Origin of the sequence: Pedobacter insulae (assembly GCF_900113525.1) — a bacterium.
GTDB classification, from domain to species: domain Bacteria; phylum Bacteroidota; class Bacteroidia; order Sphingobacteriales; family Sphingobacteriaceae; genus Pedobacter; species Pedobacter insulae.
Genome location: NZ_FOPP01000001.1, coordinates 307,524 through 319,458, shown reverse-complemented (window position 1 = coordinate 319,458; position 11,935 = coordinate 307,524). Strand labels below are relative to the sequence as shown.

7 protein-coding genes are annotated in these 11,935 nt (G+C 43.1%); 6 read left to right on the top strand and 1 reads right to left on the bottom strand.

Annotated features, from left to right (window positions below):
- Positions 1-577: 577 nt before the first annotated feature.
- On the bottom strand, positions 578-1,153 hold the full coding sequence (locus BM207_RS01425; protein ID WP_090991771.1) for an RNA polymerase sigma factor: 576 nt from the start codon (positions 1,151-1,153) through the stop codon (positions 578-580).
- Positions 1,154-1,273: 120 nt separating this feature from the next.
- Between BM207_RS01425 and BM207_RS01420 the strand changes: the two genes are divergently transcribed.
- From BM207_RS01420 to BM207_RS01395, 6 genes are all read left to right on the top strand, one after another.
- Positions 1,274-2,464, top strand: a complete 1,191-nt coding sequence (locus BM207_RS01420; protein ID WP_090991770.1) for a FecR family protein — start codon at positions 1,274-1,276, stop codon at positions 2,462-2,464.
- A gap of 121 nt (positions 2,465-2,585) precedes the next feature.
- Positions 2,586-6,131 carry a SusC/RagA family TonB-linked outer membrane protein gene (locus BM207_RS01415; RefSeq protein ID WP_090991769.1) on the top strand — a complete coding sequence of 1,182 codons (3,546 nt, stop codon included), beginning with the start codon at positions 2,586-2,588 and terminating at the stop codon, positions 6,129-6,131.
- Between the two features lie 11 nt (positions 6,132-6,142).
- Positions 6,143-7,696, top strand: coding sequence for a RagB/SusD family nutrient uptake outer membrane protein (locus tag BM207_RS01410; protein ID WP_177217028.1), 1,554 nt, complete (start codon positions 6,143-6,145; stop codon positions 7,694-7,696).
- A 19-nt stretch (positions 7,697-7,715) separates the two neighbouring features.
- On the top strand, positions 7,716-9,233 hold the full coding sequence (locus BM207_RS01405; protein WP_090991767.1) for a redoxin domain-containing protein: 1,518 nt from the start codon (positions 7,716-7,718) through the stop codon (positions 9,231-9,233).
- A gap of 1 nt (position 9,234) precedes the next feature.
- Complete coding sequence (locus BM207_RS01400; RefSeq protein ID WP_090991766.1) at positions 9,235-10,584, top strand: TlpA family protein disulfide reductase; 1,350 nt, start codon at positions 9,235-9,237, stop codon at positions 10,582-10,584.
- A 377-nt stretch (positions 10,585-10,961) separates the two neighbouring features.
- Positions 10,962-11,684 (top strand): tyrosine-protein phosphatase, encoded by a 723-nt coding sequence (locus BM207_RS01395; protein ID WP_090991765.1) that lies wholly within the window; start codon positions 10,962-10,964, stop codon positions 11,682-11,684.
- Positions 11,685-11,935 lie beyond the last annotated feature (251 nt).

The window sequence follows — 11,935 nt, the reverse complement described above, 5'->3', positions numbered from 1 at the left end:
AATCTAGCCGTGAGATTGCTTCGTGCCTCGCAATGACGACGTAGCTTTTTATTTATAGCGAAGTAATCTCATTCATAGCTTCCGTTACGTAGCTTCCATTACTTGACTTCCCTACATAGCATTCTTACTGGGCGTCCTTACGTAGCATCCCTCAGCAGCGTTCTTACGTGGCATCCATTCCTGGCGTCTATTCCTGGCGTCCGTCATTGCGAGCGTAGCGAAGCAATCTAGTCGTGAGATTGCTTCGTGCCTCGCAATGACGACGTAGCTCTTTATTTATAGCGAAGTAATCTCATTCATAGCTTCCGTTACGTAGCTTCCATTACTTGACTTCCCTACATAGCATTCTTACTGGGCGTCCTTACGTGGCGTTCTTAGTGCGTCCGTCAGTGGCGTCTATTCCTGGCGTCCCGTCATTGCGAGCGTAGCGAAGCAATCTGGTCGCGAGATTGCTTCGTACCTCGCAATGACGGGGAGATTGCTTCGCTGCGCTCGCAATGACGCCCTAAACTTCGCAATGACGGAACTTACGTCGCAATTATTCCATAAAAACTCATCAACTGAAAGAAAAAATACTTTAAACGAAAAGAAAACAAGCCAACACTCCCAAGCCCTTCACCTGTCCGCGCAAATTTTTCAGCGCCTCCACTAAATGGTTGTTGACTGTATTTTTAGAAATATTTAGTTCGGCAGCAATCTCCTCATGGCTTTTACCACCATAGCGGCTTAACTTAAATACCTGCTGCTGCTTTGGCGGCAAAGTGGCCACTGCCTTTTCAATAAAATCATTGAGGTCTGCAAGCATAATGGCTTCTTCTGTTTCATTATGCGCATCACTTAAATTTATCCAGAGCTTTTCCCGGGCCGCGGCAGCAGTTGCCATGTTTCGCAAAGCATTTAGTGTTAGCCGGCGGGCAATGGTATAAAGATACGGCCCTAAAGGTAAATCTTCCCGCAGCTCCAAACGGTGCGACCAGAGAATGAGGAGGGTTTCTTGGACAATCTCTTCGCTTAGTTCCCTATTCTTTAGAAAACGCCAGGCAAAACTATATAACTTGGCCTTGTAATTTTTAAACACCACAGCAAACATCGGCTCTTCGCTATTCCGGAGGCCCAAAATAAGTTCTACTTCAGTATGTTTACCCAGTATCATGAAAACCCTTCATTATCTGTTGCCAATATTAACGAAAATATCGTTAAAAAAAACACTACCCACTAGTTATTGTTGCCCGCTGGCGGGTATTACCTATATAGCGCTCCTTAAACTATACCCATGACAAAGCAAGAAATACCTATTTTAATAACCGACTATCTCGCTAACACGATTAGCAAAGAAGATCATCACCGGTTAATGGATGCCATTGAAGCTTCCAATCATGATGCAGAACTGTATGCCTTTATGGAAAAGATCTGGGATAGCCAACCGGTAGAACAATCGTTTTCAGCACTTCAATCGGCATTGCTGTACCAGCAGATTATTGCCGACAGCCGCTTCAAAGCCGAACCTAAAAAGACAGGCACAAGAAAACTAGTTTATAGCCTGATGGGAGCCGCGGCCGCACTGATCATCGTGGCTTCTATCACCCTGTTAAAGTATAACAACCGGGAAAAGACAGCTGAACAAAAAACCGACTTAGCCGCAGCCGCCATTGCTCCGGGAAGTAATAAGGCCGTGCTTACGCTGGCAAATGGCAAAAAAATAGTGCTTACCGATTTAGAAAACGGACTGGTACTAGAGCAAAACGGGATTAAGATTACCAAAACCAAAGACGGACAATTGGTTTACGATGCATCGGCAGCGGATGCAGGTAGTACAACAGAAACACCGGCTTATAATACGGTACAAACCCCGCTGGGCGGACAATACAAAATTATACTTCCAGATGGTACTCACGTTTGGCTAAATGCAAACTCCTCTTTAAAGTACCCGGCCAGTTTTGATTTAGCCGCCGACAGAGAGGTATCGCTTACCGGCGAAGGGTATTTTGAAGTAGCCCATAACAAGCAAAAACCATTTTTTGTAAACACCAATGGGCAGCGTTTAAAAGTACTGGGAACACACTTTAATGTGAACGCCTATGCAGATGAGCCCCAAACCGTTACCACGCTTATTGAGGGCAGCGTTGCCGTAACAGCTAATGAGGAACAGCAAATATTAAAGCCAGGTGAGCAAACGCTATTGGACCAGGATGGTTTAAGCGTAGGCCAGGCCGATATAGAAGCTGCTTTAGCCTGGAAAAATGGCTACTTTATTTTAAAAGATGAGGAGCTTGGTAGTATTATGCGAAAAATAGCCAGATGGTACAATGTGGAAGTGGTATTTACCCAGGAAAGCCTGAAGAAAAAAACCTTGGGCGGCGCCACTCCAAGATCGGAGAACCTGGACGAAGTAATTAGAAAATTTGAATTAACCGGAAATATTCACTTTAAAGTAGCAGGAAGGAGAATTACAGTAATGCCATAAATTATACCTCACACAAAAGGGTAAAAAAACCGAGAGCGGTTGCAGCCACTCCCGGAAAATTAGGTTACCCAAAAGAATTGTCATCTCACAACTAATCGAAACTAACCCAACAAACAAATGTATGAAATTTTACATCTATGTTAAAAGGCGTATGCCTTCAAAGCAAACCATTATGCGAATTAACCTGACCTGTTTATTCTTATTGGTTACACTTGTACAAGTAAGCGCAGCTAGCTTTGCGCAAAACATTAGTCTGTCTAAGAAAAACATCTCCCTACAGCAATTGTTTCAGGCAATTAAAACACAAAGCGGATACGACGTAATATACGACACCCAGGAGCTTAAAAAAGCCAAACCGGTAACCATCAACGTTACCAATACCGACCTCAGAACGGTACTCGACCTCGTATTTGCCAGTCAGCCGCTAACCTATGTCATAGACCAAAAAACGATTGTGATCCAGCCTAAAGAAAGAACCTTTTTCGAGTCGAGGGTCGACTTCCAGTTTGCCCTGGATATTAAGGGTAAGGTGGTTGACGAAAAGAACCAACCCTTGGCAGGCGCCAATATTAAGATTAAAAATGGTAGCGATAAAGCGGTAATTACCAATGAAAACGGAGAGTTTACCATTACTAGCCTTGATAGAGGCACCATATTGGTGATTTCATTTCTTGGTTATAAAACCAAAGAAGTTACCATTAATGACGAGAACACTTTATTGATTTCGCTGGAAGTTAACTCGGCACAACTAGAAGGGGTAAGCGTGGTAAGTACAGGTTACCAAACACTCTCTAAAGAACGGGCAACGGGCTCGTTTAACATTGTGAGCCGTGAGCAATTAGATAAGCCTACCACCAATATTGCCCAGCGTTTAATTGGAACCACCGCAGGTATGCAGGCAAGATTGGATGCAAATGGCAACCCCCGCTTTGAAATTAGGGGACAAACAAGCTTAAATAATGCCGCAGCTGCTAGTCCGCTGGTAGTGGTAGATGGGTTTGCGATACAGGGCGACTTTAACACCATTAACCCGCAAGACGTAGAAAGCGTAACAATTTTAAAAGATGCAGCGGCAGCTTCTATCTGGGGGGCAAAATCTGCCAACGGCGTAATTGTAGTGGTAACCAAAAAATCGGAAAGAGGAACACCTTTAAGAGTCGACTTCTCTGCCTTTACTAAAATTGCCAATAAGCTGGATCTTGATTACGTGAATCCGCTGGCCACCTCTGCCGAAACGATAGATTATGAAATGAAAGCCTTTGGTAACTGGAGTGCAAGAATCAACACCGGATCGCTGGCTACCAACAATGGCTGGGCATGGTCGCTGGGTACCATGGCGTTAAGTGAGCATGCTTTAGGCTTTATAACCGAGGCCGAACGCGATGCATTGCTGGCAAAATATCGCACGCAAAGCAATAAAGATCAAATTCGCAATGAGCTATTAACCAACCCTGTTGCACAACAATATAACCTCAGTTTAGCGGGATCATCTGGCAGGCTCAGCAACAATTTATCGCTGATGTTTGAAGATACAAAATCTAACTTCAAAGGAACAGGCAACAAAGAATATATTGCCAACTACAGAGCAAACGCCGATTTATTTAAATGGTTGGAACTCTCTTTTGGTGGCTTAATGAATTATAATAAAGCTAAAAATAACGGAGTCGGCCTGGGCGATATACAGGGTTTATCTCCTTATGAAATGTTGAGGAATGACGATGGCTCACTCACCAACATCCATCAATATTACACACCGATTTTAGATCGATTTGTGCCGATGAGCCTTTTCCCTTATGCCGATTGGACCTATAACCCTATCCAGGAAATAGCCAACCGCAATTATACCACCGAGCAAACCAATGCACGTTTAAATGCTTCCTTAAAGTTTAAGATTTTAAAAGGATTAACCTTTGCCACCAGCGGACAGTACGAGTTGTTTAACACATCAACCCAAAACATTGACAACGAAAATACTTTCCAGGTAAGAAACGCAGTAAACAGGGCCGCAACGTGGGACCAGGCCACCAACAAAATTACCTTAAACTTACCCAAAGGCGGCACCTTGGCGCAAAGCAGGGTTCGTACAGAATCATATGTAATTAGAAACTCTGTTAATTTTGATCGGCGCTTTGGCGAGGATCACGACATTAGCTTTGTGGCTGCAACGGAGATTAACAACTTAGTGCGCCAAGCCTTCGGTAACCCAACCACCTACGGTTTTAATGAAGCCACCCTTAGCGTGGGTACTTTCCCGAATGGACCGGGCGGAACATTCTTCCCTATTAAAAACTGGCTGGGTGCTAACCAAACCTTTGGCATATCTAACAGTTACTCTTATACCACAGACCGCTATTTCTCTTTACTCTCCAATGCATCTTACACCTTTAAAAACAAATACATCCTCTCTGGAAGCGTGCGTACAGATGCGTCGAACTTAATTACCGACGATCCGTCTTACCGCTATTCGCCCTTTTGGTCGGTAGGTTTAGGATGGCATTTAAGTAAAGAGAAATTTATGAGAGACATTAGTTGGATTGATCGCTTAAATATCCGTGCAACATACGGTTACAACGGAAATGTAGATAAGAGTACCTCGTTCATGCCTTTAATTGCCATGGGCAGCACTTCCAACATCTATACCGGCGATATAACCGCCACCGTGTCGAGCTTTGGCAACCCTACCTTAAGGTGGGAAAAAACAGCTTCCTTAAACTTAGCAGTAGATTATTCGTTCTTTAAAGGACAATTATACGGCCGTGCAGAGGTGTACAACAAGGCTGGAAAAGACCTGATCGCCGTGTTATCTATTCCTGCCATTAATGGCACTACGAGTCAGCGCCTAAACAATGCAGAAATGACCAACCAGGGAATAGAGCTGGAGCTAGGTACTGCGCAGCGGATTAAGGGAAATAAGATTGTATGGAGAGGAAACCTCAATTTTTCTTTCAATAGAAACAAGATCACCAAGCTCTTTGTTGCCAACTACGCAGCATCGACCCTGGTAGGTGGCGGAACAGGCGCTTATGTGGAAGGCGAAAATGCCAGCGCAATATGGAGGTTTAGGTATGCAGGTTTAAAAGACAAACAACCTATGGTACATGGAGCTGATGGTACCTTGTATGATTTTGGTGCATTTACCCCTGGCGATGGAAGAAGTTATTTACAAAACATGGGAACTACAGTAGCCCCTTATACATTAGGTTTTATCAACTCATTCCAGATTTACGACTTTAATGTTTCGGCAATTATTACCGGTCAGTTCGGACACGTTTTTCAACGTACAGGATTTAACTATCCACCCACCTGGCAATCGAGGGTATTACCCAACAATAAATTAAATGAAGTGGTAAATGGAGATCCAATGAAGATTGTACCCCTACCGCAGAACTTAATTGAACCTAGGTATTATTTCTGGGACCGCTTTCACCAAAACCTGGATTACCTGGTGGTGAGTGCCTCACATATTCGGATGCAGGAAGTAAATGTGAGCTATAATTTGCCCGCCAACCTTACCTCGAAACTGAATATTAAAAGGGTGCAGCTATTTGCGCAAGGGAATGATCTCTTTACGGTAGTAGCCAACAAAGTAGGCGAAGATCCAGAATATCCAATAGGTGGTTTAAAGCCTCAACCAAGGCTTTCATTAGGTCTTAAATGTGAATTTTAATTAGAATGTTTATGAAAAATATATATAAATACGCCACTGCATTGCTGTCGTTATTAGCGATTACGCTTTTTACGCCAGGATGTAAAAAGTTTTTGGATGAAGCACCTTCCAAAACAACGGCACTTGTGGTAAAAACAACCGATCAGCTTAGTGCACTTTTAAATAATGGTAACGGTTCATCTGCAAATGGTTTTTATATAGAAGGTAACCGTACCGCCATATATAGCACAGATGATAATGGCCTGAACGCTGACTTATACGACAAAGGCAGGGGCGTATTCTCTGCCATGGCACCTATACTGTTCTCTAATTGGGATACACAATTTTTACCGGATGATACCCGTGAGAACTTTTGGAGCGGTGAATTCAGGAAGATATTTGTGGCTAACCTGGTGTTATCAAGTGTAGATAAGGTAACAGGGCCCGATGCTGAAAAAGCTATTTTAAAAGCCGATGCGCATTTTGTAAGAGCTTACAGCTACTGGGTATTAGCCAATACCTATTGCCTGCCTTATACCAATGCCAATAAAAATGAAATTGGTTTGCCTATTAAAACCTCTACCAGTTTTGAAGACCCTTTTGAACGGCAGCCTCTTGAAAAGGTTTATCAACTGATTGAATCTGATTTAGCGGAGGCTTTGAAGATTAATGTGCCTTTGGTACAAAACGGAAAGGCTCGTCACTGGCGCGCAAGCAAGGCTGGCGTAAATGCTTTTGCAGCGCGTTATTATTTAAACCTGAACAACAATGCCAAAGCCATTGAACACGCCAATGCTGCACTGGCCGATTACAGTACATTGGTGGATTACAATACAGAAATGAGTTATGGCAGGGACGTGAATGTAACCATTAATTCGGGCACCCCAACAGCCCAGAATGTTGTGCTGAAATTCCCTTATACGCACGATAACCAGACCGACCAAACGGATATGCTTGGCTGGAAAGAATTCCTTTACTTTAGAATGCTCTACAATGAATCATTCTGGTTTATTCCAAGTACCGATCTGTTGAATTTGTATGATAAAACAAATGACCTTCGCTACCAATACCACGTGGTTGAAGGCTACTCATACGATAGGGGAATGACCAAACCAGCTTACGAATACCCGGGCTATATATTCTTTTATAAAGACCGGCTGCCTTCGGGCCCAACAGTGGCCGAGGTGTTGCTTACCAAAGCGGAAGCCCAGGCCAGAGCGAATGATGCAGGTGGCGCTATGACCACCCTGAACACCCTTCGTGCTAAGCGCCTTAAACCGGGAGCATGGGTTAACCTGACCGCAACGGGTAAAGATGATGCCATTAAAAAAGTGCTGGAAGAAAGACGCCGTGAAATGCCATTTACCCAACGTTGGTTTGACATTCGCAGATATAATAACAACGACGATCCGAATGACGATGTGCTATTATCGAGAACATTTTATCCTTATACTGCGTCGTCCGTATTATTTAATGAACCGGTAAAAACTTATAGTTTACCGAAAAACTCACGCCGTTTTGCTGCGCCAATTCCTCGTACAGAAATAATATCCAGTAATGGGGCAATTTTACAAAACAGTTATTAATTTTTAAATAAGACCTATTATGATTAAAATATTAATGAGCTGCTTGTTATTAACTTTGACGTCGGTAACAGCATTTGGCCAACGTAATAAGATTGAAGTAGTAACCGATAAAGTGCAGCTAGAAGCGCTAAAAGCAGCGGTAGAAAAAAGCATCGACTCACCTGCCGTGCACGATAAATACATCCACAGTATGGGCATTGAAAACCCTGAACTGGTAAAACAATATGATGTTTGGATGCAGCAATATCCAACCTCGGCCATGGTACCCTATGCGCTGGGCCTTGCCTATAAAAATATGGAAAGCCCTAAAGCAAAACCTTACCTGGAAAAGGCGGTTGCGTTGAACCCTAAGTTTAGCGAGGCTTGGGGGGCATTGTGGATTGATGCAGAGCGTTGGGGAGATTTTGAAGCCGGGCGCGCATACCTCGCCAAAGCGGTAGCTGCAAATCCTGCCGATCCGAATTACACATTTTACCATGCTTCATCGTTTTCGGGCGTGGATGAGGCCAAGTATAAAACGCTTAGTTTAGCGGTAGCCAAAAAATTTCCTCAGCATGAAAGAGGTGCCCAGGCGCTTTACTGGTTAGGGAGCCGCGCCAAAAATGTGAAGGACAAACTTGCCTATTTTGAACTGCTGCGCAACAGCTACGCACCAAACAAATTTAACTGGTCGGCAAGCGGTATGTCGTCCTATTACGATCTTTTGCTTACCGCCAACCCGGAGAAAGCCTTGGCATTGGCACAGGACATGGCCAAAGATCCTGACAATGCCAAAGAATGGAATAACTTAACACTGCAGGCAGAACAGGTAGTAGCTGCCAAAAACTTTTTGATCGCACAGCAAGCGGAAGAAAGTCTAACTGCTTTAAGTAAAATTAAATTGCCAAGGTATTTTACTTTTAATAAAGACCTGTTGCTTCTGAAAGCCAATGCCCAGGATATGGCAGGGCGCACTAACTTGGCGTACGACAGTTTAATCATAGCCTTTGCCAAAGCCCCGGCAACTGACCTCAAAACTGCTATTAGTACCTATGGCAAGAAACTGGGAAAGAATGCCGAGCAGGTAACAGCCGACATTTGGAAACGTTTAGATGCAAATGCACAAGTTGCCACGCCATTTAATTTAAAACGCTATGACGGAAAAGGGAGCACTGCACTGGCCGACTATAAAGGCAAAGTAGTATTGCTAACGTATTGGTTTCCGGGTTGCGGCCCATGCCGTGGGGAATTCCCCCATTTTCAAAACGTAGTAAACAAGTTTAAGGGACGCAACCTCGAATATGTGGGCATTAACATTGTATCGGACCAGAATGACTACGTTGTTCCTTTTATGAAATCAAGCGGTTACAGCTTTACGCCTTTAGAAGATGTGAAAGGCAGGGTGAAAGGTAACCTCGATAACCGCAACGCGGCACCCATGAACTTCTTAATTGACCAGGAAGGCCGCCTTATTTTTGCTAACTTTAGAACAGATGGCGATAATGAAGACGATCTGGAGTTGATGATTAACATGTTGCTAACGCCTAAAAAATCATAAAATGAATTTAATTAAAAGAACAACTATTTTTTGCGTTATAATATTTGCGTTTAATACAGCATTTGCGCAAAAAGATAAAGGCTTTGTTACCCTTAAAGGGCAGTTAAAAAACTTTAGCAATCAGGTAGAAGTGGAGGACCTTTCGGAGTTCCAATATCTGTTGCCCCCTACGGCAGAGCGGATCATTGTACCCGATGCAAATGGAAATTTTAGCATCAGGTTTAAAGCTAGCTCCCCAAACTATTATCGTTTGGGGAGAAATTCGATGTATTTAAGTCCGGGCGACAACCTGGAAGTTTTTATCGACAAGAGCAATCCGAAGTTGGCCAGCTTTAAAGGGCTTGGTGCCGAAGCAAATATTTACATGCAAGGCACACCGTTTCCAAAAGGAGGCTCTTACCTGGAAGCGGGGCGGTTGATTAAGGATACACCGGAAGAAACGATTGCCGCTATAGAAGCTGCTGCCGCTGCGCGGAAAAAAGAGCTGGACGTAGTGGCGAAGATAAGTCCCGAGTTTAGGAGATTGGAAACCGCCAGGATTAAGGCCGACCTGATTAATAGTCTGTACAGCATGCGTAGTTATGGGCCGATGAAGAAAAAAGCAAAGACCGATGGCACGGTTTATACTGCCGACGATTATGTGAAAGCCTATGAGGCCAGAGTGAAGGAATTAAACCAGGACTTTGCTGATGCTTCTTTCATGAAAATGACCGTTTATAGGGATATTGCCGATGAGGTTGTTAAACAAGAAGGCAAGGCCGATCAAGTACAACTGATTAAAGACTGGTATAAAACGGATGCGCTGGTTAGAGAAATGCAGAAACACAGCGATAAGCAGGAGCTAAGTTTGTTTGTACCGAAGATAGCCGCCATCCAAACCCCACTATACAGCAACGCTGCCAAGCAAATGTTGCAAAATTTGATGGCCTTTGGTAAAAATGATCCTGCGGTAGATTTTACGGCTATTGACCTAGCGGGCAAGCCGGTAAAATTAAGCAGTTTAAAAGGCAAGGTAATTTATGTTGATTTATGGGCAACCTGGTGCGGACCCTGCATGCAGGAAATGCCTTATTTTGAGAAACTCAAAGAGAAATATAAAAATAATCCCAACGTTGCCTTTGTGTCGCTTTCGATAGACGATGGTCCCGAGGTTTGGAAGAAAAGTGTGAAGGACCGGAATGCGGCTGGAATTCAATGGCAAATAAACCGGTCTAAATTAGATGCTTACAATATTGTAGGTATTCCAAGAGTGCTGCTGTTTGACAAAACGTTTAAGGTTGCTGATATGAATGCGCCCGCCCCCTCGGAAGCGGCAACTATTAAGTTAATTGACGAACTATTACAAATCTAATCTGTCTACCTTTTTGGTTACCCAAACGTACCGGTTAACGGTGCATTTGGGGCACCAGAAAATACGGATAGGGAGAAAACCAAGTACAGATTTAAGGAGGAAACCCCTGGGTACCTGATAATGGAAATCGCATTTGCATTTCCGACAGCGATAATCTTGATAGCTCATAAAAATAGATGTCTTAATTGTTATCAAAAACCAAACCAAAATAACTAAATCGATAGTAAGTACGCAATATCGTTGACTACGGTTTGCTATCAAGTAAAATATTTAATAAAAGTTCGTTTATTGTCCTGAAAAAAATCCACTGATGCGCTGAACCGCTGTTTGTTTCTAATGAATTTTGATTACCTTGGCCGTAAAAAGTAACTAATTCAATGTTCTTCTTTCGAAAACGAAACAAAAATTCAGATTTCTCTGCAATTGGGGTCGATATGCATTCCCACTTAGTTCCAGGTGTTGACGATGGCGCAAAAGATGTAAATGATAGTTTGAAATTAATTAGTGGCCTAAAGGAATTGGGCTTTCATAAATTGATTACTACCCCGCACACTTTACAAGATATTCATCCAAATACGACCGCATCTTTACAGGCAGGATTTGCTCAACTAAATGGAAAGTTGCCAGAGGGCATTGCGGTTAATTTATCTTCTGAATATTATTTGGACGATCAGTTTATCAGTCAGGTTAATGCCAAAACGGTTTTGCCCTTACCAGGAAATAGGTTGTTATTTGAATTTAGTCAGATAGCGAGGCCCCACGATTTAGAGGAGCAAATTTTTGAACTGGGAATTAAAGGCTATCAGCTTATCTTGGCCCACCCAGAGCGTTATTTATTTTTTCATAAACAATTCAGCTATTATACCCGCTTGAAAGAGATGGGCGTAGAGCTTCAGGTGAATGCCCTTTCCTTAACCGAGCATTATGGCAAAAACATTAATAAAATTGCCGAGAAGTTAATTGAAAAAGACATGATAGATTTCATAGGCACCGATACCCACCATATCAAACATATTGAAACTTTAAAATTAGTTCCGCAAAGCAAACACTTTACCCGTCTAATAGACAGCGGCCTGTTAAAAAACAACAGTTTTAATTAAAGGGGGGAATAGATTGCTTCGCTGCGCTCGCAATGACGAGGACACGATAACAAGAATTCTCAATGACGACGACACGCAAACTCCGTCATTGCGCTGATCAGAAACTCCGTCATCGCGAAGAATGAAAAGCCGTCATTGCGAGGAATGAAAAGCCGTCATTGCGAAGAATGAAGCAATCCCGCCAATAGATTGCTTCGCTGCGCTCGCAATGACGGGAGCTTCAGTGGCTTCTCATTAAAAAATCAAAGGGA